This is a genomic window from Agaribacter flavus (assembly GCF_042646125.1).
Classification (GTDB): domain Bacteria; phylum Pseudomonadota; class Gammaproteobacteria; order Enterobacterales; family Alteromonadaceae; genus Glaciecola; species Glaciecola flavus.
The window spans coordinates 148,813-173,279 of the sequence record NZ_JBHRSW010000005.1; the positions used below are offsets into that span (position 1 = coordinate 148,813).

At 42.5% G+C, this 24,467-nt stretch carries 22 protein-coding genes; 5 read left to right on the forward strand and 17 right to left on the reverse strand.

Annotated features, from left to right (window positions below; translation table 11 throughout):
• Positions 1-66 precede the first annotated feature (66 nt).
• Together ACFOHL_RS02785 and fadR are read right to left on the reverse strand one after the other, a co-directional pair.
• Positions 67-2,097, reverse strand: a complete 2,031-nt coding sequence (locus ACFOHL_RS02785; protein ID WP_376918677.1) for an FAD-dependent oxidoreductase — start codon at positions 2,095-2,097, stop codon at positions 67-69.
• Between the two features lie 47 nt (positions 2,098-2,144).
• Positions 2,145-2,855, reverse strand: coding sequence for a fatty acid metabolism transcriptional regulator FadR (gene fadR / locus ACFOHL_RS02790; protein ID WP_376918678.1), 711 nt, complete (start codon positions 2,853-2,855; stop codon positions 2,145-2,147).
• Between the two features lie 173 nt (positions 2,856-3,028).
• Here fadR and nhaB point away from each other — a divergent pair, with 173 nt between their 5' ends.
• Together nhaB and ACFOHL_RS02800 are read left to right on the forward strand one after the other, a co-directional pair.
• Complete coding sequence (gene nhaB, locus ACFOHL_RS02795) at positions 3,029-4,612, forward strand: sodium/proton antiporter NhaB (protein ID WP_376918679.1); 1,584 nt, start codon at positions 3,029-3,031, stop codon at positions 4,610-4,612.
• Positions 4,613-4,790: 178 nt separating this feature from the next.
• On the forward strand, positions 4,791-5,312 hold the full coding sequence (locus ACFOHL_RS02800) for a disulfide bond formation protein B (RefSeq protein WP_376918680.1): 522 nt from the start codon (positions 4,791-4,793) through the stop codon (positions 5,310-5,312).
• On the opposite strand, the gene ACFOHL_RS02805 is transcribed toward ACFOHL_RS02800, so the two are convergent.
• The 12 genes from ACFOHL_RS02805 to ACFOHL_RS02860 all read right to left on the reverse strand — a co-directional run bounded on the left by ACFOHL_RS02805 (position 5,284) and on the right by ACFOHL_RS02860 (position 16,738).
• The gene (locus tag ACFOHL_RS02805; RefSeq protein WP_376918953.1) at positions 5,284-5,781 is read right to left on the reverse strand and encodes a YcgN family cysteine cluster protein; all 498 of its coding nucleotides are present in this window, start codon (positions 5,779-5,781) and stop codon (positions 5,284-5,286) included. The genes ACFOHL_RS02800 and ACFOHL_RS02805 overlap by 29 nt on opposite strands.
• Positions 5,782-5,848: 67 nt before the next feature.
• Entirely contained in the window at positions 5,849-6,556 is a 708-nt protein-coding gene (locus ACFOHL_RS02810) for a fumarylacetoacetate hydrolase family protein (protein WP_376918681.1), read from the reverse strand.
• A 49-nt stretch (positions 6,557-6,605) separates the two neighbouring features.
• Positions 6,606-6,902, reverse strand: a complete 297-nt coding sequence (locus ACFOHL_RS02815; protein WP_376918682.1) for a YcgL domain-containing protein — start codon at positions 6,900-6,902, stop codon at positions 6,606-6,608.
• Positions 6,883-8,076 carry a ribonuclease D gene (rnd, locus tag ACFOHL_RS02820; protein ID WP_376918683.1) on the reverse strand — a complete coding sequence of 398 codons (1,194 nt, stop codon included), beginning with the start codon at positions 8,074-8,076 and terminating at the stop codon, positions 6,883-6,885. The genes ACFOHL_RS02815 and rnd overlap by 20 nt, the downstream gene beginning before the upstream one ends.
• 1 nt (position 8,077) lies before the next feature.
• Positions 8,078-9,739 (reverse strand): AMP-binding protein, encoded by a 1,662-nt coding sequence (locus ACFOHL_RS02825; RefSeq protein WP_376918684.1) that lies wholly within the window; start codon positions 9,737-9,739, stop codon positions 8,078-8,080.
• A gap of 223 nt (positions 9,740-9,962) precedes the next feature.
• Complete coding sequence (locus ACFOHL_RS02830; RefSeq protein WP_376918685.1) at positions 9,963-10,817, reverse strand: alpha/beta fold hydrolase; 855 nt, start codon at positions 10,815-10,817, stop codon at positions 9,963-9,965.
• 66 nt (positions 10,818-10,883) lie between these two features.
• The gene (locus tag ACFOHL_RS02835) at positions 10,884-11,600 is read right to left on the reverse strand and encodes a Slp family lipoprotein (protein WP_376918686.1); all 717 of its coding nucleotides are present in this window, start codon (positions 11,598-11,600) and stop codon (positions 10,884-10,886) included.
• A 147-nt stretch (positions 11,601-11,747) separates the two neighbouring features.
• On the reverse strand, positions 11,748-12,056 hold the full coding sequence (locus ACFOHL_RS02840) for a hypothetical protein (RefSeq protein ID WP_376918687.1): 309 nt from the start codon (positions 12,054-12,056) through the stop codon (positions 11,748-11,750).
• A 5-nt stretch (positions 12,057-12,061) separates the two neighbouring features.
• Positions 12,062-12,751, reverse strand: a complete 690-nt coding sequence (gene tsaB / locus ACFOHL_RS02845) for a tRNA (adenosine(37)-N6)-threonylcarbamoyltransferase complex dimerization subunit type 1 TsaB (protein ID WP_376918688.1) — start codon at positions 12,749-12,751, stop codon at positions 12,062-12,064.
• Position 12,752: 1 nt separating this feature from the next.
• Positions 12,753-14,687: an ATP-dependent DNA helicase gene (locus tag ACFOHL_RS02850; RefSeq protein ID WP_376918689.1), complete on the reverse strand. Its 1,935-nt coding sequence runs from the start codon at positions 14,685-14,687 to the stop codon at positions 12,753-12,755.
• Between the two features lie 60 nt (positions 14,688-14,747).
• Positions 14,748-15,953 carry an ABC transporter permease gene (locus ACFOHL_RS02855; RefSeq protein ID WP_376918690.1) on the reverse strand — a complete coding sequence of 402 codons (1,206 nt, stop codon included), beginning with the start codon at positions 15,951-15,953 and terminating at the stop codon, positions 14,748-14,750.
• Positions 15,953-16,738: an ABC transporter ATP-binding protein gene (locus ACFOHL_RS02860; protein WP_376918691.1), complete on the reverse strand. Its 786-nt coding sequence runs from the start codon at positions 16,736-16,738 to the stop codon at positions 15,953-15,955. Before ACFOHL_RS02860 ends, ACFOHL_RS02855 begins: the two co-directional genes overlap by 1 nt.
• Before the next feature lie 243 nt (positions 16,739-16,981).
• Between ACFOHL_RS02860 and ACFOHL_RS02865 the strand changes: the two genes are divergently transcribed.
• Entirely contained in the window at positions 16,982-17,698 is a 717-nt protein-coding gene (locus tag ACFOHL_RS02865) for a YIP1 family protein (protein WP_376918692.1), read from the forward strand.
• Between the two features lie 224 nt (positions 17,699-17,922).
• Here the strand turns inward: ACFOHL_RS02865 and ACFOHL_RS02870 are convergent, their stop codons facing one another.
• Positions 17,923-18,777, reverse strand: coding sequence for a DUF3025 domain-containing protein (locus tag ACFOHL_RS02870; protein ID WP_376918693.1), 855 nt, complete (start codon positions 18,775-18,777; stop codon positions 17,923-17,925).
• Between the two features lie 143 nt (positions 18,778-18,920).
• On the opposite strand from ACFOHL_RS02870, the gene ACFOHL_RS02875 reads away from it, so the two are divergent.
• Entirely contained in the window at positions 18,921-20,519 is a 1,599-nt protein-coding gene (locus tag ACFOHL_RS02875; RefSeq protein WP_376918954.1) for a M28 family metallopeptidase, read from the forward strand.
• A gap of 646 nt (positions 20,520-21,165) precedes the next feature.
• Entirely contained in the window at positions 21,166-22,836 is a 1,671-nt protein-coding gene (gene asnB / locus ACFOHL_RS02880; RefSeq protein ID WP_376918694.1) for an asparagine synthase B, read from the forward strand.
• Between the two features lie 73 nt (positions 22,837-22,909).
• Here asnB and ACFOHL_RS02885 read toward each other — a convergent pair whose 3' ends face one another.
• Positions 22,910-23,761: an amino acid ABC transporter substrate-binding protein gene (locus ACFOHL_RS02885; RefSeq protein WP_376918695.1), complete on the reverse strand. Its 852-nt coding sequence runs from the start codon at positions 23,759-23,761 to the stop codon at positions 22,910-22,912.
• 3 nt (positions 23,762-23,764) lie between these two features.
• Entirely contained in the window at positions 23,765-24,439 is a 675-nt protein-coding gene (queE, locus tag ACFOHL_RS02890; protein ID WP_376918696.1) for a 7-carboxy-7-deazaguanine synthase QueE, read from the reverse strand.
• Positions 24,440-24,467: the final 28 nt, after the last annotated feature.

Below are 24,467 nucleotides of genomic sequence, written 5' to 3' on the forward strand. Positions count from 1 at the left end.
TAAAAATCGATGTCAATGACAATTTTTTACGAAGCCAAACTGTTAGACGGTGTGATTGCTAGTGCCTTAAAGTGTGGCGGCGAGCCGTGTTCCTTGGTCAATGGCGCGCTTGGCATCTAGTTCTTCAGCGATATCGGCGCCTCCAATCAGGTAGTATGGGATATTAAGACCGTCAACCAAAGTTCTATTGGATAGTTGTCCAGCACAAACCACTACATTGTCTACGGCTAAAACTTGTTTTTCACCATTGATTTTTAGGTGTAAGCCTTGATCGTCTATTGCAAGATATTCTGCACCTGAAAGCATATTAACACCCTTCATCTTCAAACCAGCACGATGTGCCCATCCTGTTGTTTTACCCAAACCAGCACCAAGCTTAGACGTTTTACGCTGCAACAGGTAAATTTCTCTGGGTGACGGTTGCGGTTGAGCTATGACACCCTCCACGCCGCCTCTGGCTTGCAGACTCATGTCTATCCCCCACTCTTTCATAAATGCAGGAATATTAGTGGAGGTGTTGATTTTGCCATGAGACAAAAATTCACTGACATCAAACCCAATTCCACCTGCACCAATTACGGCCACACGCTTACCAACAGGCTTTTTGTGTTTCAGAACATCAATATACGTCAGTACGCTTGGATGGTCATTGCCAGGAATATCCAGCTGCCGAGGTTTAATGCCGGTTGCGACAATGACTTCATCAAAGTTCTCACTGTTTAACATCTCAACCGATGCGGGAGTGTTGAGTTTGATCTTGACCTTATACAAGGCCAATTGTTCTTTGAAATAACGAATGGTCTCGTAAAACTCTTCCTTGCCAGGCACTTGTTTCGCAATGTTAAATTGCCCACCAATTTCGCTATCTGCTTCAAATAATGTGACATCGTGACCACGTTGCGCAGCGGTTAAAGATGCCGCCAAGCCAGCGGGTCCGGCTCCAACAATCGCCACACGCTTGGCGCTGTTCGTGGGTGTAATCACTAGTTCAGTTTCATGGCAAGCGCGAGGGTTAACTAAACAACTAGTCATTTTGCCGTCAAAAACATGATCCAGACACGCTTGATTGCAGGCAATACAGGTATTTATCAAATGAGACTGACCTAGCTTTGCCTTACTCACAAACTCTGGGTCAGCAAGAAATGGACGCGCCATACTTACTAAATCGGCATCTCCACGCTGTAAAACTTCTTCTATAGTTTCAGGTGTATTGATTCTGTTTGAAGTAACGATTGGGATACTCAAGGCTTCACGAAATTTTGCGCTTACCCAAGTAAAGGCTGCTCTGGGAACTTTTGTTGCAATAGTCGGGATACGCGCTTCATGCCAGCCAATACCGGTGTTAATAATAGTTGCGCCAGCTTTTTCTATCGCTAAGCCCAGATCACGTACTTCATCAAAGTTGCTCCCTCCTTCGACCAGATCCAACATCGAAAGACGATAAATGATGATGAATTTATCACCTACTGCTTTCCTCACACGCCGAACAATCTCGACTGGCAAACGCATTCTGTTTGCATAGTCCCCTCCCCAGCTGTCTTGGCGGTGATTGGTGCGCGAAGCAATAAATTGGTTTAAAAAGTAGCCCTCAGATCCCATGATTTCAACGCCATCATATCCTGCTTTTTGAGCTTGCAAGGCTGTATTTACGAAGTCGTTGATTTGTTTTTGGATACCCGCCTCATCCAAGGCTTTCGGTACAAATGGATTAATCGGTGCCTGCAAGGCTGACGGTGCAACTAATTGAGGGTTATATGCATAGCGTCCCGTATGCAGTATTTGCATGCATATTTTTCCACCCTCTGCATGCACGGCTTTTGTCACGACTCTGTGATGTTCAACTGCTTCATCCGAGTCAATTCTTTTCGCTTGGCTATGCGTCGCTCCCTCCTGATTGGGGCCAATTCCGCCAGTCACCATCAAGGCCACGCCACCTTTTGCACGCTCGGCAAAGAAACGCGCCATCCGCACATGCCCATTGGGCACATCCTCTAAGCCAGTGTGCATGGATCCCATGATGATTCTGTTTTTTAGTTGGGTGAATCCCAAATCGAGAGGAGTGAAAATGTGAGGAAACGACTTGTTTGCAACGGGCATAGCACTTCCTTATTTACAAAATTGTATGGGCAAGCGATAGAGGCTGTTTAATCAACTAAATTGTTTGGCATTGATTGACGAAACTCTTGCCAAATTTTACCACTTTCAACGCCGTAATTACGCACAACACTGACCACGCGATCAGATTCTCCTGAATCCAACACTGCCAGTAGGTTGTCATAGTATGTTCGCGCTACTTGTCTCGCACGCTCACTTGAAAAGAAATGGCTACCAATACGTGAATAAATCGTTTTGAAGCCATTCATCATAAGTACATAAACAGGATTATTTGAAGCAAAGGCTAAATCGTGATGCATTTGGTAATCGTTATGAGCGAATGCTTCACCATCTTCACCAATATTTTTGTGACGCTCAATAATTTTGCGGCATTCTTCTGGGTTTTGTCGAAAAGCGCCTCGAATAAATACAGCACTAAGATTAGTACGTGCAGATAATAGGTTGTCCAATAGTTGCGGCTGTCCTTCTTGGTCAAGTCGAGCCAGTGTTTCTAAGATATTAAGCCCACAAGTTTCCCAATAATTATTTACCTTGGTAGGTTTGCCGTGCTGTATGGTAAGCCAACCATCTCTTGCCAAACGCTGTAGTACCTCTCTCAAGGTCGTTCTTGTTACACCGATTAATTCTGATAGTTCTCGCTCTGCAGGTAAAATAGTACCTGGGGGGAAGCGCCCACTCCAGATAGATTCAACAATGTATTCTTCTGCGAATCCTGCAGGACTTTGAGACTTATAAATCATACTCGTTTCATGTAACTATTAAGCAATTGTTAACTGATTGTACCAGATGCTAACCAATAAGGAAGAAGAATCGTTAATTCGGTTTTTTTTGATAAAAAATCAATAATTAACTGACAATGTCGATAAGATCTTTAAAATACGCTCGTTTATCAACATTTATTGGTTCTCTAACTATGCACACTAGCCCACTCATTGCCATCTATCGCAACTTTCTAGGTCCAGCACCAAACTGGTACAAACAAACGATCATTGCATTTTTAATTCTCAATCCATTTCTTTTTATGCTTAACCCCTACCTAGCTGGCTGGGCATTAGTAATCCAATTTATTTTTACCTTGGCGATGGCACTCAAATGTTACCCCCTGCAGCCTGGTGGACTGCTGTTAATTGAAGCCTTGTTTATCGGTATGACCAGCCCAGGACATATGTTGCATGAGATTGAAACAAACATTGAAGTACTTCTACTACTGGTTTTCATGGTCGCCGGTATATATTTCATGAAAGATTTACTGATGTTTTTGTTCACAAAGCTTGTCGTTAAGGTGCGTAACAAGACTATTTTATCCCTGTCATTTATTGCATCCTCAGCGATTTTATCCGCATTTTTAGATGCGCTTACTGTGGTGGCAGTTATCATTGCCGTCGGCTTAGGATTTTATTCGATTTATCACAAAGTCGCCTCAGGTAAAGAGTTTCACAGTGATCACGATCACACCGCGGATCACGATGTATCGCACCCCAAAAAAAATGACCTCGATCACTTTCGCGCTTTCTTGCGTAACTTGATGATGCATTCAGCTATCGGCACAGCTTTGGGTGGCGTGATGACCATGGTCGGTGAGCCACAAAATCTTATCATTGCCGACAAAGCAGATTGGGGATTCTTTGAATTCTTTATTAGGATGTCGCCTATCACCATACCTGTATTCTTCGGTGGCTTAATCACCTGTTGGCTGCTAGAGAAAACAGGGATTTTTAGCTACGGCGCTAAAATGCCCGATGCCGTTAGAGAAATTTTGCGCGATTACGACGCGCATATGGACAGCGAAAGAACACCACGAGATAACGCGCGTTTATTTGTTCAGGCACTAATCGGTGTTTGGTTAGTGGTTGCCCTTGCCGGCCATTTTGCCTCAGTAGGACTAATTGGTCTTAGTGTCATTGTGCTAGCTACATCCATGAGCGGGATTATTGAAGAACATGCGCTCGGAAAAGCGTTTGAAGAAGCCTTGCCTTTTACAGCCTTGCTTTGTGTATTCTTTGGTGTTGTCGCTGTTATAATTGACCAAGGCCTGTTTCAGCCGGTCATTGAGTACGTATTGACCTACGAGGGCGAAACCCAACTCGTCCTTTTCTATCTTGCCAATGGTGTACTATCCATGGTCAGTGACAACGTGTTCGTCGGCTCTGTTTACATAACTGAAGTCGCCGCTGCACTTGAGAAAGGTGAAATCACTCGCGACCAATTTGATTTATTAGCAGTAGCCATCAATACAGGTACCAATTTGCCGAGTGTTGCCACACCTAATGGACAGGCTGCGTTCTTGTTTATGTTAACCTCTGCAATAGCACCATTATTGCGCTTGTCTTACGGCAGAATGGTGCTCATGGCACTGCCTTATACTATCGTACTGACCATTATTGGCCTCGTCATGACTTACTTTAGCTTATACGAAATGACCGAAGTGTTGTATCAGCATCACTTGATTGAACATCATGCCGAATCTGGCGTCAGTCATGATGATAGCGCACATTAAAGCACGTTATTGTTTGCTTGAGTAAGCGCATCAACTATCGTCCCCAAAGCTTGACCTTGGGGACTAATCTTATGCCCCAATATCCCCTTACATTGCAGTGCTTGTAAGCCAATCAAAATCCTTGCTTTTATTAGCAAATACAGTAAATTGACCTTCAATTTTCCTGATTGGACGCCACATGCTCTGCTTATTATCTTGGAGTAAAACCAAACTCCCTTGGCTTATCTTGTTTTCCGTAGCGTTTGCATTAGTCTGCAGTGCCTTGTACTTCCACCATATTTTAGATCATAGACCATGCGTCAAATGCATTTATCAACGTACAGCAATGATTGGCATTGCTTTAAGTGCAGCTTTGCCGTTGGTATATATGCATGTATCTACCCGTATTATTGGCTTGCTTGCTTGGCTTGGACTTTCGCTTTGGGGCTTGAGCGTCGCGCAATCTCATGTCGAGCTTATTTACTTTGATGGGCTATTTATGCCGCCCTGTCCTATTGAGCCGAACTTTCCGTCATTTATGCCCTTGCACCATTGGTTTCCAGATGTGTTTAGCGCAACAGGACAGTGCAACGACAATACTTGGCAGTTTATGAGTATGGGCATGGCAGAATGGATGCGTATAATATTTGGCGTGTTCACGTTAGTGTCGGCTGCCGTCAGTCTGAGTTACCTTATTCGATTTCGTCAAGTGGCCAAGTAACGATATAGTCTTCGAATGCGGTAATATCGACATCGGCTTCGCTAACAGTTTTGTTTCGAATACTCACGCCTAGCGCGTGCATTTTGTTTTTTTTACCCCTATTCAGTAAAGGATGCCAACTCGCTAAGCCTCGCCCCTCATGTAATCTCCGGTAACTGCAAGAGGGTGGCATGAAGAAAATATTAGCTAAGTTTTCTTTTGTTAAGGTGACGCAATCGGGGACGAGTTCTGAGCGCTTTGCGTAGGCCGAGCAGCTACATTTATTGTCATTTAGTAGATAACATGCGATATTGGTATAATGCAGTTGTCCGTCGTCAGCGGGCGTGTCTGTGGGCGTAAAGTCTTCTTCTACCTCATCATCCTCAATAAATTTATGCAAGCAACACTTTGCGCAACCATCACAAATTGCCTCCCACTGTGCTCGATTCATGTCGTGTAAGCTTGTCCCTTCCCAAAACCGCGAGGCAATTAGCTCTGGGGTATACGGGGTATGAATTTTAGCCATAAGCTGTGTCTCTACTCTTCTATGCAAAAGGTCAGCAAACCCGAGTTTCAATCCGAATTATTTCTTTAGATTGGTCATCACTACCCAGCTGCTGTGACAATGAAGCGACGATAGTATCGCCGGAGAACAAAGGCCCTACGCCTTTTGGCGTGCCTGTCATCACAATATCGCCTGGTTCGATAGTGAACTCTTTCGAAGCCTCAGCTAACAAATCCAAGAATGGCCATAACATATATTTTGTATCGCCATTTTGCCGCAGTTCACCGTTGATACTGAGTTGAAAATTAAAATCCAAAGTTTGCGTCTTAGGCATTAAATAAAAGGGCGAAACGGGGCAACTGGCATCAAATGACTTGCATCTCTCCCATGGCAATCCGGCATCTTTGAGCATATTTTGCAGATCACGCAGTGTGAGATCTAGACCCAATGCCACGCCATAAATCGCGTGACGACAAGACTCTCGGCTAGCGTTAGAAAGTTTTTCTCCTATTAGTAAAGCAACTTCTAACTCGTTGTGACATTCCCCGCGATCATTGGGAATACTTAGGGTTTCCGAGAAATCACATAAGGCTGTTTTAGGCTTCATAAACAATACCGGTGAGCCTTTTTTAGGTGATGTTCCCTGACTACCACCCATTTCAACAATATGATCTAAGTAATTTCGTCCAACGCAAAGCACCTTTCCAACGGGTAAATCAATGCTATTGCCGGTGAGGTCTTTGTGAATATAGTCTGCCATATTGCGCCCTTACACTCGTAGTATTGAGAAGTATTATCTATCAGCGGATCTAAAATTTGATATCTGGAATTTTATCTAGGCCATTTTTTACACGGTGGGCTTCCATTAAATCTTCTTGCTTAGGTGGTAACTGCAAATAAAACCCTTGTTCTTCGAATTTTTCTATGAATTTATCTGTAGCCAAACCTGCAATGGTGCGTTTATCAGTTGTATTGACTAACATCACAAACTTAGGCACTCCAAAGGTTTGCATTAAGATTTCAGGCACCTGCGAAAAATCGTCCCGTTTAGCAATGTATAAAAAGGTATCTGCTTTCTTAGCTGACTTATAAACTGCGCAAAGCATTAAACTCGCCTTCATTTGAATCAAAAATTGGGCGTATTTTATCTAAGAGCAAGGTTCTTCGCCATCCCATCAACAAATCAGGTTTAATCCCTCTTTTCTCAAAATCGCAGTTTGCAAACCAACACCACTTTAACAGGTCGTTTATTTGCTTTTTGGACGCAATCATTGGTTCAGGTATACCCGTGCTAGATGAGACATCTGTAATCGTTTTTTTTAACTCACTAACAGCTTTCTTATACTTAGGGAATTCAATCAATCTTTCAATCCTATGCGGATACGTATGTTCTTCTGCAGTTTCAAGCTGTGCAATCATATCCAATATAAGCTGGCCGTAAACGCGCAGTTGTTTTGGCGTGATACCGTGTATACGAGACAACGCGTTCGGACTTTGCGGTAAACGCATTGCAATTTCGAACATGCAGTTTTCTCGCATTATAAAATTAATCGACGTGTTGCTCTCTTGTGCTTTTTCTAAGCGCCATTGGGCTAATAACTTTAAGGCCAACAATTGCTTACCATTCAGTTTCCAATTATTGCCAACATTCATGTATGCATCGTCATTGGGAATGGCGCATTGTTTCTTTTTGATCATGCCCTCACTTTCAGACAAAATGGCGTCGATCAAATTATTCTGTTTCGCCTGCTCAAACAAATTCTCGAACACAATATACAGGTAACTGACATCGGCTGCCGCGTATCTCAACTGCTCTTTTCTCAAAGGTCGAGCTAACCAGTCTGTGCGGGATTCAGTTTTATCCAAGCTGACATGGCATATTTTTTCAACTAAATTAGCGTAACCGATGCTATTACCGATGTTTAAAAAACCTGCAGCAATTTGCGTATCAAATAGCGGCGTAGGATAAGCACCCACATTGTGTTTTAATGCATCTAAATCTTCAGAACAAGAATGAATCACTTTCATTACTGTTTTGTCGGTCAGTAAATCTGCTAATGGCGAAAGATTTTTCACAGATTTAGGATCGAGCAAATAAATTTTTTCACCATCGAAAATCTGCACTAAACCTAAAAGCGGATATAAGGTTTTTGTTCTCACAAATTCCGTGTCCAGCATGATGTAATCAAGAGACTGACAACGCTGACACAGGCTTGCTAAAGCGGGATCTGAATCAATATAAACGAAGTTTTCGTGAAGACAATCAAAGTCGAGACGCATATTAGTCTTTCTTTTCTCTTAATTCTCTGCGCAAAATTTTACCTACATTTGTTTTCGGTAATTCATCTCTAAATTCGACGAACTTCGGTACTTTATAACCCGTCAAAAGCGACTTGCAGTGTTTGATTACTTCTGCTTCTGACAATGAGGGCTTGTTTTTCACGACGAATAGTTTGACAACTTCCCCGCTTACCTCATGGTCGATGCCTACTGCAGCCGCCTCTAATACACCTTCATGCATCGCTGCGACTTCTTCAATTTCATTCGGAAACACATTAAAGCCAGATACCAAGATCATATCTTTTTTTCTGTCAACAATGTACAAGTAACCTTGTTCGTCTATTTTGGCAATATCGCCCGTTGCTAGCCAACCGTCTTTAAGAATTTCAGCCGTAGCGTCTGGACGACCGAGGTACGCACGCATCACTTGAGGACCCTTTACATACAACTCGCCCGCTTCTTCAAGACCTAACTCCCGCCCATCTTCTGATACTATTTTGACTTCTGTCGAAGGTAATGGAATACCTATCGACCCTTTGTATTCACAATCCTTAATAGGATTAACAGATACCACAGGAGAGCATTCAGTTAGACCATAGCCTTCGACTAGCATTTTACCTGTCACTTGCTTCCATTTTTCTGCAACCGGTTTTTGCACGGCCATCCCCCCGCCCAATCCAAACTTAAAGTTTGTAAAGTTGAGGTCAGAAAACCCTGGAGTGTTAAGTAAACCGTTGAACAAAGTATTGACACCCGTTAATACCGCAAAAGGATACTTTTTTAACTCCGCGACAAAGCCTTTCATATCTCTAGGATTAGTAATGAGTAAATTAGGGCAACCATATTTTAGGAATAACAAGCAGTTAGCAGTAAGCGCAAATATATGGTAGAGCGGCAATGCCGTGACCGAAAGATCCTTACCTGGTGTGATTGCCGTTTCAAAAATACCTGACACCTGCTCTAGGTTAGCCACCATATTTCTGTGAGTAAGCATTGCTCCTTTACTAACGCCAGTTGTGCCGCCCGTATATTGTAAAAACGCAATATCATTCCCTGACATAGAAGGTCGAGAATAGTCTTGGGCTTCGCCTTTTTTCAATGCAGCATTAAACCAAGAAGCTTTGTCGATAGAATACTTTGGCACCATTTTCTTGATCTTTTTAATCACAAAGTTCATTAACCAGCGCTTATGCACAGGCATAAGATCAGGAATAGACGTCAGTACCACGTCTTTTACCGGCGTATTTTTAATTACTTTTTCTAGGGTACAAGCAAAGTTTTCGACGATAACGATAGTCTTAACATTCGCATCGTTCAACTGATGCTCAAGCTCTCTTGCGGTATACAGTGGGTTTACATTTACCACGGTCATACCAGCTCGTAGCACGCCAAACAACGCGACAGGGTACTGCAATAGATTTGGCATCATTAAGGCTACTGCGTCACCTTTTTGCAAACCTGAATTTTGAAGATATGCGGCAAACTGCATGGACATCACGTCTAGCTCTTCAAAACTAATAGTCTGCCCCATATTTATAAAAGCAGTTTTATTTGCAAACTGCGACACCGCTTTTTCAAAAATTTCGACTAGGGAAGGTACGATATCGGGATTAATCTCAGCTTCCATCGCCCCCTCATATTCTGCTAACCAAATCTTTTCCACGCCCATACCCTGATCTATAAAAATACTGCTGTAAGTTAAAGCTACATAGCCATGCTGTAGTGGCTATTTCGCATCACTTACAATTTTCATCATTATTGTTAATGTAATAGTAATTGACTGTTTACAAAATTTAAATGAAAGAATGCGTAGCGCCGGTTTTTTGTTGTTTTTTTGGGCGATGCATCATGACAAAACGAGTGTATTTAGCCTTTACATGCTCAGTTTACTGCGCAAGATCATCTGACAAAAAACCTATTAAACGAGCGGCAAGTGGCTTAGCCGATTCCATATGCACGTAATGCCCACCGTTTAGAGAATAAAATGATAAATCGGAAAAATAAACATAACGAGATTCGTATGCCCGCTTCAGTTTTTCGTAACCGTTAAGGCCAAACACAACCAATGTTTTACACTTTATTCCCTGAATAAATGCAATTGCTTGCGCTTCGGTTAATCGCAAGGGTGAGCTTGTTCTTAACTTTCTGTCCGTACGCCAAATATGCTCACCATTGTCATTCAGAGTAAGGTTTCTAGACATAATTAAGCGTGCATCAGCTTCTCGCATTTCGCTTACTTTGAGCCTTGCCTTGACGACTGCATCAAGAGGCTTGGGTTGTTTAATATTTGACATTGTTGCATGTAGGCGAGATTCACAGCAGAGTCTGAGTTGTTCACATGAGGTATCAGCATTTTCTACCAGAGGCCCAAATGACTCGATACACACCAAGCTCTGTATTCGCTCGGGAAAAGTGGCAGCAAACATACTGGCTACAATTCCACCTAAGGAATGCCCAACCAATACAATATCAGACCAATTTTCTTGAACGAGCAGTTTATAAAGATCATAGACGTAATCGCTGAGTTGATAAAAATGCCCGTCAGCATAGTGAGAGGAGTTGCCATGTCCCATCAAGTCTAGTGCGATTACGTGGTAGTCATCCAAATATTGTGAAAGAGGTAAAAAGCTTGCCGCGTTATCCAAATAACCATGTAAACAAACAAGCAAGGGTTTGCCTTGCTTGTTATTTGTTAATCCTGAATATTGCTTATTGTGTACTGAAAAACTGATTTCTTGCAAAAATTCCGCCGTTGCTAAGGCTTGTTAAGGGCAGTTGCTCTTTTCTATACGATAAAGGCCAAAAAACTAGATTTGCACACGCTTGTTGCTATTGCTTTGTTCTGTTCTTTTACGCCATGTAGGTTTTGGCTCAGAAATTTCTGGTTGAACAACACGAGGACTTACAGGTTTGGTAGGCTTCACGGGCACTACTTTTTTCCCCTGAGAATGGCCGCCGTTATATATTACTCTGTAGCGTTCTCTATGCCCCCCAAAAGGGTCATACCATGGGTTAAAAAAATTGCGGCGATAGTGACGACTATACAAGAAAGGAGAGAAACCGATATTATCTACTTGGACTTCCTCTGTTTTCTTCCACATGTAATACCCCACCGCGTCGACGGTTGGGTAAGTATAGTTTTGTTCGCCAATCAGTCCTTGAGAAAAGTCACCCACCTTTCCCACTACAGTGATCAAACGATCAGTTTCGAATACTAATGGATCAACAAAGCCCTCAACAACGGCTTTAAACCTGCCAGGGCTTTCTCCGCCCACATTAGGCTTGCCGGCATTGCCTTCAGGGAATAATACAACTTCTATCTCTGACACATCTTTTTTGTTTTCTACCCCAACAATCTTTCCACCCCAACGGGCAAGTTCGCCTTTTTGAGTTGGCGAGGCTTGGCTCGTATCAATGTTGGTGTAATGGATTAATTTTGCATTTTCATTCACAGAAATTTCTTGCGGAATGGTACTACAGGCTGAAAGACCAAGTATACATATCAAGATACCAAGTGTTTTCATGTTAATCTCCATTTAAGTGACTATAGGCGACCGTAACGCCTTATCTAGTGTGCAAACAACCAGAAAATAAAAAGGGCTTAACAATATAGACCGGTCAATAGCAATAAAGTTCTCATGCATATAGGGTAACAGTATAATCCTCCCCTATCATGCATACAAATCGACCCCCATCAGCTGGCTAAGCGTTTCCCGCTTTTCAGCATATGCAACATTGTTGTAGGCCTCTAGTTGCTTTTGAATCTTGTCCGGCGCATGGGCGTAATTATTGGGTCGCTTAAAAATATCCTCAGCATCTGCTGTCGTAACTAATTTGATGTTCCCTTCCGCTATTTTCAGCGAATCTTCTCTTTCAATAGCGTCTTTTTCTACTACATTCTGATGCTGTGTGACATGAGCGCTTTGGCTGGCATGAGGGTTTACAAACAACATCGGTGATGTGTGTCGAATAGGTTCCATTGCGATTATTTACCCGGTAGTTTTTTCCACGTAACCTTGTCTCTTATGTATGTAGGTGCGATATTAGCAGCACTCACTGTCCCGTTTTGTTTCGCGATATGTTTTGCTAGTGACAACATATATTTAGCATTAGGATACGATACATTTAGTTGTTTGGGTAGTGTCTCGATTTGTAAGGCTTCACGATAAGCGTGGTAGCCTGAACCCACATACGAGCTATCCCTTATTTTTTTAAGCTCGTCACTCAGCTCGTTGGGTGGCAGCACCGCTTCAACGCCAACCAATTTAACTACTTGACTCGAAGGATCGACACTATACATCCCTTTGTAGACTTCTTGCATTCGCGCGTCTATAAGAGCCATGCTGGACTCCACTCTAAAACGCTCATAGTTTTCTTGCGCCATCGTCGCTAGAGTAGAAATCTGCGCTACGGGTAAGTCAGCACCAAAAGACAAGCCTTGTATTGTACTGGCGGCTATTCGCACCCCAGTAAAACTGCCTGGGCCGCAGCCATATGCCAACAACTCCATGTCAGTTAAAGATAGCATGTGTTTAGACAATACTCGATCAATCATCTCGAGTAATTTTTGGCTATGTTGTTGCGGGCATATTTCGAATTCCCCGTCGATAAGGTCACGCGTGCAAATGGCGACACTGCAAGCTTCGGTAGAGGTGTCTATGGCTAATACATTCATTTTATTGATTTACTTCACTCGAACTTGATAAAGATTGTAAAAAAGACGCGACTTTATTTAGGTCTCGTGTTCTCGACATGGCGGGCACACTCTCTAAAAACGTGCTGGCATAATGCTTATTAACGAGCCGATTGTCACATATTACCAAAACCCCCCTGTCATTGTCGTCTCGGATTAACCGCCCTGCTCCCTGTTTAAGCGCAATAACTGCTTGAGGGATCTGAATATCGACAAAGGGGTTGCCGCCAGCATCCCGACAATCTTTTATTCGCGCCTTTAATAGCGGATCATCAGGCGCTGCAAAGGGGAGTTTATCAATCAGCACGCATTGCAAGGCTTCACCTTTTACATCTACACCTTCCCAAAACGCACCCGTAGCAAACAGTGGCAAGTCCCGCTTTTTAACAAATTTGTCGAGTAACGCTTGTTTGCTGGCATCACCTTGTACCAACACTTCTATGTCGTATTTGTCTACTACGCCTTTGGCTACACTGCGCATCATAAAATGGGAGGTGAATAAAAGGAACACTCTTCCTTTACTTGCTTCAATCAATTTATAGCTAATATCGATGAGGTGCTGTTGCATATCTCGGCTACTGGGTGCAGGCAAATATCGAGGTACGCATAACAAGGCTTGCTGTTGGTAATCAAAGGGGCTGGACAGTTGAACCGTCACAGCATGGTTTAAGCCCATCGATTGCTGGTAATGAGAAAAATCACTCCCTACACTTATTGTCGCAGAAGTAAAAATCCACGACGTATCACTCTTACTTACTATTTCTGAAAATTGTTTACTGATATTCAAAGGGGTCATGTGAAATATCAAATGACGTTTTGTGGTTTCATACCACAAACTAACGTCCGCTTGTTGTTTGTTTGTAATTGTCAGCAACTTACTCTGCATCTCAGCCAAACGTTCAAAGTAACGATCGAGATCCTTGTCTCGCCCCTCGTGCACATCTGCCGCCGCGAGCAGTTGCTCGACAATCACCTCTACTCTTTCCAATCGTTGATTAAAATCTTTCGCTGCAAATACTTTGTCTAGTTCGCCTCGCTCAGGATCAACTGCAAAATGTAAGCGCAGGTCTGACAGAGCCTGCTGTGCTTTAAGGGATATCTTCGACAACTGGTCCGCATCTTTAAGGCCAACCTTTTGCGTTTTTTCAATATCAATCAGCAAGTCATTCATTTGACGCGTAGAGAACGACTTTCCAAAGTACTCGCTAGCGATATCTGGGAGTAAATGCGCTTCGTCAAACACAATTGTCTCGGCTTGCGGAATAAGCTCGCCAAAACCATCTTCTTTGAGTGCTAAATCAGCAAAAAATAAATGGTGATTGACTACTACAACATCGGCTTTCATTGCCTGTTGCCGCGCCTTAATCAAGTAACAATCTTCGTAAACCTTGCAGTCTTTTCCTAAACAATTATCGACTGATGAAGTCACCAAAGGTATAACACTTGCCCCTTCTTTTAAGGTGCTGACTTCACCAAGATCGCCTGTTTTCGTTTTTAAACTCCATTTTTTGATCAGCTGATATTCGCTCAGTGTTTGTCGGTCTAAGCGCATGTGGTCACCGCCATTCAGTGACAAACGATGAATACATAAATAATTTGCCCGCCCTTTTAGTAGTGCGGTTTTGCGCGTTTTATCGATGGCTTTTTTGACCATGGGTAAATCTCGAGAAAACAATTGTTCTTGAAGATTTTTTGTGCCGGTCGAGATAATGGTTTTTTTATTTGATAGGATGGCTGGCACCAAATAGGCAAAGGTTTTCCCTGTGCCCGTACCGGCTTCTGCCACGAGTGTTTTTTTGTCTTTAATTGCAAGTTCAATACTTTCTGCGAGGTCAAGTTGAGGCTCGCGAACAGCATATCCCTTCACTAATTTTGAAAGCGCACCTTCATTGCCAAAGAATTGTCTTACGGATGTCATGTTTTGCAAAATATAACAGCGTTTTACGTCCCGAAAACGCTGTATTAGATATGAAATTGACTAGCGGAACAAGACCTTTTCTCGATTAAACCAATGCACACAAAACGCTATCAACAAACCAGCCAATAATACGCTAGAACTAAAAATACCCAATAATTGGAAATAATCCATCGTTCCTTTTATCAGCTCCTTGATAGCCAGCGCTACGTTTGTTAGTGGTATCCAAGCATACACGCCCTTGAGCTCTATACCAGGCATAAGTGCAATCATCACTGGAAAAATCACAACAAACACAAGTGGAGTCATGTAGCCTTGTGCCTCTTTGTATGAGCGTGCGTAAATTGACAAACTCAGTAGAACCGCAGCAAATATAGCCACCAACGGCACTAACATTAAAAATACAAGAAGAAAATCAATGATGCCAATTGCTGCCATGAATTCACCGACCATGGATATTGCCATGCCTTGAGAAAGCACGATACTCCATATTGCGATACTCAGCACGGTCACCAAAGCAGACACCACACCAGCAAAGCAAAGCGTAAAGAATTTTCCTAGGACGATTTGTGTGCGACTGATAGGGGATAACAATAGCGTCTCTAAGGTTCCGCGTTCCTTTTCTCCAGCTCCAATATCGCCTGCTGGTATCATCGCCCCTTGCAGGCAGAGAATGAACAAAAAATATGGGATCATACCGCCAAACGCTGCCCCTTGGCTTTCTCGCTTATCTGCAACATTGACTTTTTCTAATACAAAGGGTTTCACTAAACCCTCTTGTGTGTCTTCATCCACCCCCAAAGTCATGAATGCTTTGCGTTGATACATCGCTGCTAGGGTGTCTAAGACTTCTCTAATGCGATCCTGAACACGGTTGAATTGGGCATCATTCAAGTACACTTTAACCGTGATCTGGCCACTGTTTAAAATATCTTCGCTGTAATTGGCAGGGATAGCGACTAAAAAGTCAGCTTTACCGCTTTTTACAAAGGCTTTAAGCGCATCCTCAGAATCCGATTTGCCATCAAAATTCACCTTTTTTAAACTGGGCATTTCTTCTAGTTGGCGAGCAAGCTCCGTATTTTCAACAGGCGACACCAGTGCAAAGTTTAATTCCTTTGTTTGCGCTTCTGAAAACGCTTCCTGCATGAAATAAACCGCGCCGCCGATAAGTAATGGGAACACTAAAATAGGCAATGCGACCATAAAAAACAGAGTTTTGCGGTCACGTGTTAATTCCAGTACTTCTTTTTTAAAAATCAACCACATTATTGCTTTTCCCCTCTATTTAGACAGGCCATAAATGCCGCATGCAGACCTTCATTCGACTGTTGTTTGAATTCATCTACACTCCCTTCAAAGCTGGTTTCGCCGTAATCAATCACAGCCACTTTGTCGCATAATTCGCTCACTTCATCCAAGTGATGGGTAGAAAAAATAACGGGAACACCGGCTGCTTTGAGAGACTTAATAAATTCTATAACGGTATTGGCGGCCATAATATCTAAGCCTGTTGTCGGCTCATCCAGCACCACAACTTTCGGGTTGTGGACAACGGCTCGAGCAATAGAGGTTTTTTGCTTCATACCTGTTGAGTAATTTTCACTTCTGCGATCTAAAAACGTATGCATATCGAGCTGATCAGCCAGCTGCTCTACTTTGGCAGAAATGTCGGCGTCGCTCATGCCGTTCAATCGTCCAAAATAAGCAATGTTTTCGCGCCCAGTCAATCGACCGTATAAACCTGTAGAACCGGAGAGAAAACCGATTTTTTTGCGCGCCTCAACCGGATTATTGATCACATCTGTATCGCCAATAAAAATACTTCCTTCATCCGCTTGCAATGCCGTCGATAGCACCCGTAAGGTTGTTGTTTTTCCGGCACCGTTTGGCCCTAACAAACCAAGTACTTCGCCTTGCTCACAATACAATTGCACATTTTTAACAGAGTGGAAAAAACGCCCCTGCAAGCGCGGATCTTTTTTGTCTTGCTCACTAAGCTTCTTTGGGTTTTCAATTTTAAACTTTTTTGCTAGCTTGGATATTTTAATCATTTATTGTGTAAATCCTGTTAGAGCGTCAGGGCGTCTATATTGTTTTTCAAACGCTTATGCGAAAAAAGGCTTTATTCCGCCAGCATAGAACAAAGGCTAAACGCTAACAAGATAATGCATTTTTATTTATACAAGAAAATGTTACAAAGCTTGTCAAACAGTCACAATTGTCTTGAGGTACAGAAGTTCGAACTGCATAATCAACGGAAACCAGTTCCCATTTATGGAGTGTAAAGAAAAGTAATGGAATCAGAACAAACAAAAGAAATATCCAATCCGATTCAAGCCGCGAGCGAAGTGTTCTATCGCCCGCAAGCTGTGTTCAACACTATCGGTAAAGTTAATAACTGGTCTTGGATACCATTTATCATCGTTACTGCTCTGCTATTTATACCTTCATATTTGTACTACGGCATGGTCGATTTGGATTGGCTGATTCACCAAATGGCCTTAGCGAATGATCCTGAAGCGAGCCCAGCCGAGCTTGAAAACTTCAAAAGTCAATTGCCAAAAGAAGCAATCATATGGAGTGCCTATGGCATCCCTATCGGCGTAGCTATTGTCAATGCTATTATCGCGGGCTACTACACCTTGGTTACCCGCAACGATGAAGAAAATGTGCAAGGTTATATGGATTGGTACGGTGCTGGATGGTGGATACTAATGCCAACCGTCGTCAACGGTTTGATTGCATGTATTTTGCTGGCGCTGCAAGCGCATGGCACGCAAGTATCCCCTGCCATTGTTTCACCTTTATCACTGGCTTTCATGTTTGGAGTTGAGATTACTTCTGGTTGGTTTAATTTTTTATCTTCTGTACGTCTAGATAGTTTTTGGAGTATTTTGCTGGCTGGATATTGCATAAATTGTTGGACTAGTTATTCTTTTCAAAAATCACTGATATTGGCAGCCGTTCCTTCGTTATTCATTTGGTTACTGTCATTCATGTTTGCCTTATAAACGTGTAATTATGCAATGACAACGGTGGGGTTATAGTTGGCGGTTCCCCTTACTTTTGTCGAAAAATTTATTTTTCATGGATGAAAAATCAAAGCGTATATGGACATACTCGCAGCGGTTTTTCGGCAAAAGTAAGGGGAACCGCCAACTATAAACCCACCTTGATGCAATGAATACCGCTAAGCGCGCTTGTCTTTACTTGCTATTTGATCGCCCAATTCCCCTTACTTCTTGGGCATAAAGTAATTTTCATTATCATAAAAATCCTTGTCTTGCACATCGACATGCCATCCGGGTATGCCGAGCAGAGGCAAGGGTTTTAGTCTTTTCTTTTGCTGAAAAAACGCGTTTTCCCGCAAATATGCACAGAGCAAGTCGTCCATTTGGCTAGTAGACAAAGGCTGTTCAAATGTTGATACGTCAATCACAAGCGCTTTTGCTGTTAATCCTATGAATGGTTCGAGTAACATTTCCCATAGGGCATGACCAAAAACGAAGGGCGTGATGTCAGTAAACCATTTGTCTCTATTTTCAACAAAAAGCGCCTTCCAGTTATGCTCATTGAGCATAGCAGCAACATTTGCATCTTTTACGAACAACACCAAACCACATTCATCAAAATGCGTAATGCGGTCTCGAATGGCGCCGCGAGGTTTACAGCCAATTCTTTTGATTTCATCCATATGCATGCGGTTTAGCAAATTCTTAGTTTTTGGCATTTGTAACCAAATCAGGCCATTAAAAAAGTCGTGCCAATTGCTTTTTCTTGTCGGTATGAAACCGTCTTCAAAGATGATTTCCTCATAATACTTACAACTGAGTTTGGCTGACTTGTCTACACAGTCTTGACTCAAAAAAATTTTATCCAAGCCACTATTGTTGCAAAGTGTTGTCTTGAGATTTTCTATACACTCAGCAGAGAGCAACACATCAATTGGCAAATCGCGGGGTATTAGCTGTTGAAAAATTACACTAAATGCTGAGGAGAGTTTGCCGCTTTGGACTAAATCACAAAATTCAGCTACAGTCTGCGCTTGGTGATACCGTTCGATATTTTCAGGTTTCGCTCTACTAATCAATCAAAATAATCCTTGAAGCACATGTAAGATTGCATAAGGCTAAGGCCTTAAAAATCTACAGGCAATAACATAAAAAGGGAAAAACGATGGAAATGCTAACAAACAATAAGCCAATAATCAGCATTATTGCGTTGGGATGGCTAATGACATTAACGGCTTGCTCAAAAGAGCAAACGGCGGAAACTGCGCCACATAATAACTTTGACGAGATATATAGCAATATATCCGAAACGGAGCTCAAACAACACATCCAAACCTTGTCTTCAGATGAGTTTGGTGGACGGCTGCCCACCACAGAAGGTGAGACAAAAACGGTCGAATATTTAATAGAGCATTTAAAAGAAGCAGGGTTTAAAGGCGGAAACGGCGACAGTTTTTTACAAAAAGTCGAATTAATGCAAATCACCGCTGATGCTGACATGACGCTCAACTTAGGTGAACAAAGTTTAGATTACAAAATAGATATGGTCGCGGGCTCTAAACGCGAACAAGCAGAAATATCACTTGATAACTCGGAAGTCGTATTTTTAGGCTTTGGGGTAAATGCACCCGAATATGAGTGGAACGACTATGCCAATGTCGATGTAAAAGGCAAAACAGTTATCGTACTGGTTAACGACCCGGGGTTTGAGAACCCTGATAGTGGCAAGTTTCAGGGTAAAACGATGACCTACTATGGGCGATGGAGCTATAAATACGAAGAAGCCAGTCGTCAAGGTGCAGAAGCGATTTTTATCGTGCACGAAACAGCCCCAGCCTCTTACGGTTGGTCTGTGGTCGCCAATAGCTGGAGTGGCCCTCAATATGGCTTAGTTAGCAAGGATGCAGGCGCCAGTCGGGTAGCGGTTGAAGGGTGGATTTCTCGCCAAGCGGCAGAAGCACTTTTTGCCGAAGCAGGGCTTAATTTTGAAGATGAGAAAGCAAAAGCATTGCAAGGGCCTTATTCAAAAGCTCTTAAGGTGTCTGCCTCAGTTACGGTCAAAAATAGCATCGAAAAATCCGAGAGTGACAATGTCATTGCCACACTTCCCGGTACTGTGCGTTCGGATGAACACATTATTTACACTGCGCATTGGGATCATCTAGGTAGCGATGCGACAAAAGACGGTGACCATATATATAACGGTGCACATGACAACGCAACAGGCACGGCTGCCTTGTTATCAATGGCAAAGGCCTATGGGAGTTTAAGCCCTAAACCTGAGCGCTCTATTACTATGCTATTTGTTACGGCAGAAGAGCAAGGTTTGTTAGGTTCTAAATATTACGCTGACAACCCCATCATTCCTTTAAACAAAACTGTCGCAAATATAAACCTTGATGCCATGAATGTCTTGGGTCGCACAAAAGACGTAGCTGTAATCGGGAAAGGCAAATCTGAACTAGAAATCTATTTGACAAAAGCGGCTGAAAAACAGAATAGAATCATTACTGAAGAAGACCGACCTGAAGCTGGCTACTATTATCGCAGTGACCATTTTAGCTTTGCTAAACAAGGCGTGCCAGCACTCTACGCAAAAGGAGGTAATCAGGCGATTGATGATGAAACTGCCGCATATCGCAAACGGATGAATGTAATTGTGACAGGCTGTTATCATCAGGTTTGTGATCAATTCAGAGAAAGCTGGGACATTAGCGGCATACTGGAAGATACACAGTTACTATTCGACGTAGGGTATATGATTGCTAACACTGATAGCTGGGCTGCTTGGAGTCCAAGTAGTGAATTCCAGAGAAAATAGCCTTTTTACTTAGGGTCTGTTGACCTTTGGTGTGCAATTTTGCAGCGGTTTGTGCTTCATTTATACAATGCAGAGCGACTGCCGTGTAGTTGTTCTAAATCAAGGAGCGATAAAGCAGTAGAAATGAAGCAAAAGCCCTACCCAGAAGGGTTCAATTATAGTCTATCTGCTCCTTGTTGCAGCCTTTTGACTTAACCCATTAGGCCTGCAAGTCTGCGCCGCGATCAGATAGACTATAATTGAACAAAACTTGTACAACAAAGGTCAACAGACCCTAACCACACACAATGGCGACTTGAAGGTCGCCATTAAAATACAAATAATGATACCCCTCTTTATTCTCAGCCATTCATCATCGATTATTTTTTATCCTATAGCGAAAAAATATGGCATTTAACCGAATAAAAACTTGCAAATATTATCCATCATGGCACATTCACGGTGCATGATAATAAAGGTTGTATTAACAACCAGAATAAAAAGCAATTTTTGATACAGTATTAACAGTAGAAAGTAAAAATTTTAAGTAATCTTCCACTTAGACTGCATCCATTCACGACAGGTAGAGTTTGTTGATCGTTCCATTGTTAACGACCATAAGGCTCAACTAATCACACTTATATGTAGAACAGAGGCGAATCCTTTTATGTGCGGTATTTTTGGTATTCTTGATATTAAATCAGACGCGAGTGAGTTACGCACCTCAGCACTCGAACTGTCTAAGCTACTTAGACATCGCGGCCCTGATTGGTCAGGTATTTGGCATGACGAAAAAGCCATTTTGTGTCACGAGCGTTTAGCAATTGTTGATGTCGATACAGGGGCGCAGCCTCTAGTAAGTGACAATGGCAACCAAGTCCTTGCGGTCAATGGTGAAATATATAATCACGAAGAATTACGCGCAGGTCTTTGCAGTGACTACAATTTTGCAACGCGCTCGGATTGCGAAGTGATATTGCCACTATACCAAAAATTTGGCACTGAATTTATTGATAAGCTAAAAGGTATGTTTGCCTTTATCTTGTACGATAAATCGACAAGCGATTACTTGATCGCACGGGATCACATCGGAATTATTCCGCTTTATACTGGGTTTGATGAACATGGCAACTTCTACGTTGCGTCAGAGATGAAAGCGCTTGTACCGGTTTGTAAAACTGTACAAGAGTTCCCGCCAGGGCACTATATGTTGAATGGAAAGCTCAACAAGTATTATACCCGTGACTGGATGGAATACGACGCGGTTAAGGGCAACGAAACCAATCTCGCAGATTTAAAAGCGGCTTTTGAGAAAGCCGTAAAATCACATTTAATGTCGGATGTCCCCTACGCTGTCCTGCTATCTGGTGGGCTTGATTCATCGTTAGTATCTGCAGTCGCCGCAAAGTACGTGGCTAAACGAGTAGAAGACAACGACAAAACGGATGCGTGGTGGCCTCGCCTACACAGCTTTGCTGTAGGGCTTAAAGGTGCGCCCGATCTACTAGCTGCAAAGAAAGTAGCTGATATGATTGGTACAGTACATCACGAAGTGCACTTTACTATTCAGGAAGGTTTAGATGCCATTCGCGATGTGATTTATCACCTAGAAACTTTCGATACAACGACCATTCGCGCTGCAACACCGATGTACTTAATGACTCGAAAAATTAAAGCGATGGGTATCAAAATGGTATTGTCAGGTGAAGGCTCTGACGAAATATTTGGCGGCTACTTGTATTTCCACAAAGCGCCAAATGACAAAGAGTTGCACGAAGAAACCGTGCGTAAACTTGACCGCTTACACATGTTTGATTGTGCACGAGCCAATAAAGCGACCTCTGCTTGGGGCGTTGAAGCCCGCGTACCGTTCTTAGATAAAGACTTCATTGATGTCGCTATGCGTTTAAACCCACAAGACAAAATGTGTATTGATGGGCGTATGGAAAAGTGGATACTGCGTAAAGCTTTCGATGATGATACTTATTTGCCTGCTGAAGTGTTGTGGCGTCAAAAAGAACAGTTTGGCGACGGTGTAGGATATTCTTGGATAGATTCAATTCGCGACTTTGTTGAGAGTGAAGTGAGTGACCAACAATTAGCGACCGCGGAGTTCCGTTTTCCAATCAACACGCCAGATACCAAAGAAGGGTATTTTTACCGCACGATTTTTGAAGATTTCTTCCCACAAGAGACTGCGGCTAAATGTGTACCAGGCGGTAAATCTATTGCTTGTAGTACTGTTGAAGCACTTGAGTGGGATGCTAGCTTTAAAGAGTCTGCCGATCCATCAGGTCGTTCGATGAAGTCTGTTCACGCCGGTGAGTTTAAAGACTAACCTTCACTGATAAGCCATGTATCCAAACACTTGGGTGCATGGCAACACCTAAATAATAACACTAGCAATTAGCTTATTTTCTCGGTCTATACCATAAACTGGATTTATGAGTGGGTGCACTCATCGGCAACAGTGGGTTAGATAATTCGAAGTATTTAATATTCTCAAAGTTAAGATCCTCTAGTAGTTCTTGAAAATGAGAATAAAATAGCTCGTCAAAGCTGCCGTCATCTATTGCACGCTGAAGCCCCGTCTCTATTAGCTTTGCCAATGTTTTATTTTGTTTATTTACGAAAAAATACATCGCAGTGGGGTATTCAATTGCAAGTCCTGGTTTGAGTACCAGAGCATTAAACTCATCAGACTCCAACTCACTCATGATTTCGACCACAGAACGAGGAAAAAAGTTAGCCACACGACCAGATATCAAGGCCCTTGCTTCAGTGTAATCCCTTGCAGTCACAACATTGAAGCCGTTTGCTTGCAGGATCTTAGTATCAGGCCACGCAATGCCTTGAACTGGTTGATACTCCAATAACTGGTCAATAGTGTTTATTTCTGCAAGCAAAAACGGCTCATCTCTATGTACGATGAACATGCGCCAGCCAATAAGACCTTTGGTAATGGGAATGCGAATTGGCCTAAGCTGGTTTTCGCGGTGCATATCAGTCATTGACCACACCAAATTAACTTCAAGATTTTCCTCAAGACGTTTTAATGATTTTTCCTGACGCATGGGCGCTGAAGATGGCCTTATTTCATATCTCACACCTGTTTTTTCCAAAGCTAGATGCAATAGTGATAAGGGGTACACATAGCGCTCATCATTTTCAACCAAGCTTTGAGGATAAGTGATCACCCAAATTGCCGCATTGGTAGCCATCGAAAAAGTACTGAGGAAAACACAAAAGATGAGCCTCTTCATTGTTTATTCAACACCAATAAACTTGTGTGTTTGCAAGGATAGTCGCCAGTTGTTTTGGATGCACTGATTTACTGCAAAGTCTGTAGCACGCTTTTGCATGCTAATGGGTTGTAAATATACGACAGGAAGAGGCTTAGTTTGACGCTTAGCTAGAATCGATTGCAAATCGTCAACGTGACGTTGCATGGCAACAGGATGCTTAATTTCATTTGCACGTTCAATAGCTGATTGCAAGATTGTATAGCCTCCTTTCATATTAATTTTGGGCGACAAGGTCACCCATGTTTTTTCATGACAACGTATTTCAAATGTACCACTGGTTTCAATTTGTACAGTAAAGCCGCGTTGAATTGCTTCAGATGTTAATGTTTGCAAGTCAAACATACAGGGTTCTCCCCCTGTTATGACAATGTGTTTTGCCAAATATGCTTCTTCTTCAAACAAAATAAACAACTGCTCAACGTCTGTCTCAAAATAATGCGCTGTTTCCTCATTTTCTCGCATGACAATATCAGACTCTCGGACGTTATCTGGTAACACATCCCATGTATGTTTTGTATCGCACCAGGAACATCCCACTGGACAGCCTTGTAAACGCACAAAAATAGACGGTTGACCGGTATGGCTTCCCTCTCCTTGAATGGATTCAAAGATCTCATTTACTAACAACGACGCCATGTATTCCTCAATGTGTTATGGACTATCA

What these genes read in the sequence shown, in the direction of transcription:
- ACFOHL_RS02785 (WP_376918677.1), bottom strand. Translation starts at nt 2,097, where the DNA reads ATGCCCGTTGCAAACAAGTCGTTTCCTCACATTTTCACTCCTCTCGAT.
- fadR (WP_376918678.1), bottom strand. Translation starts at nt 2,855, where the DNA reads ATGATTTATAAGTCTCAAAGTCCTGCAGGATTCGCAGAAGAATACATT.
- nhaB (WP_376918679.1), top strand. Translation starts at nt 3,029, where the DNA reads ATGCACACTAGCCCACTCATTGCCATCTATCGCAACTTTCTAGGTCCA.
- ACFOHL_RS02800 (WP_376918680.1), top strand. Translation starts at nt 4,791, where the DNA reads ATGCTCTGCTTATTATCTTGGAGTAAAACCAAACTCCCTTGGCTTATC.
- ACFOHL_RS02810 (WP_376918681.1), bottom strand. Translation starts at nt 6,556, where the DNA reads ATGGCAGACTATATTCACAAAGACCTCACCGGCAATAGCATTGATTTA.
- ACFOHL_RS02815 (WP_376918682.1), bottom strand. Translation starts at nt 6,902, where the DNA reads ATGCTTTGCGCAGTTTATAAGTCAGCTAAGAAAGCAGATACCTTTTTA.
- rnd (WP_376918683.1), bottom strand. Translation starts at nt 8,076, where the DNA reads ATGCGTCTCGACTTTGATTGTCTTCACGAAAACTTCGTTTATATTGAT.
- ACFOHL_RS02835 (WP_376918686.1), bottom strand. Translation starts at nt 11,600, where the DNA reads ATGAAAACACTTGGTATCTTGATATGTATACTTGGTCTTTCAGCCTGT.
- ACFOHL_RS02840 (WP_376918687.1), bottom strand. Translation starts at nt 12,056, where the DNA reads ATGGAACCTATTCGACACACATCACCGATGTTGTTTGTAAACCCTCAT.
- tsaB (WP_376918688.1), bottom strand. Translation starts at nt 12,751, where the DNA reads ATGAATGTATTAGCCATAGACACCTCTACCGAAGCTTGCAGTGTCGCC.
- ACFOHL_RS02850 (WP_376918689.1), bottom strand. Translation starts at nt 14,687, where the DNA reads ATGACATCCGTAAGACAATTCTTTGGCAATGAAGGTGCGCTTTCAAAA.
- ACFOHL_RS02855 (WP_376918690.1), bottom strand. Translation starts at nt 15,953, where the DNA reads ATGTGGTTGATTTTTAAAAAAGAAGTACTGGAATTAACACGTGACCGC.
- ACFOHL_RS02860 (WP_376918691.1), bottom strand. Translation starts at nt 16,738, where the DNA reads ATGATTAAAATATCCAAGCTAGCAAAAAAGTTTAAAATTGAAAACCCA.
- ACFOHL_RS02865 (WP_376918692.1), top strand. Translation starts at nt 16,982, where the DNA reads ATGGAATCAGAACAAACAAAAGAAATATCCAATCCGATTCAAGCCGCG.
- ACFOHL_RS02875 (WP_376918954.1), top strand. Translation starts at nt 18,921, where the DNA reads ATGACATTAACGGCTTGCTCAAAAGAGCAAACGGCGGAAACTGCGCCA.
- asnB (WP_376918694.1), top strand. Translation starts at nt 21,166, where the DNA reads ATGTGCGGTATTTTTGGTATTCTTGATATTAAATCAGACGCGAGTGAG.
- ACFOHL_RS02885 (WP_376918695.1), bottom strand. Translation starts at nt 23,761, where the DNA reads ATGAAGAGGCTCATCTTTTGTGTTTTCCTCAGTACTTTTTCGATGGCT.
- queE (WP_376918696.1), bottom strand. Translation starts at nt 24,439, where the DNA reads ATGGCGTCGTTGTTAGTAAATGAGATCTTTGAATCCATTCAAGGAGAG.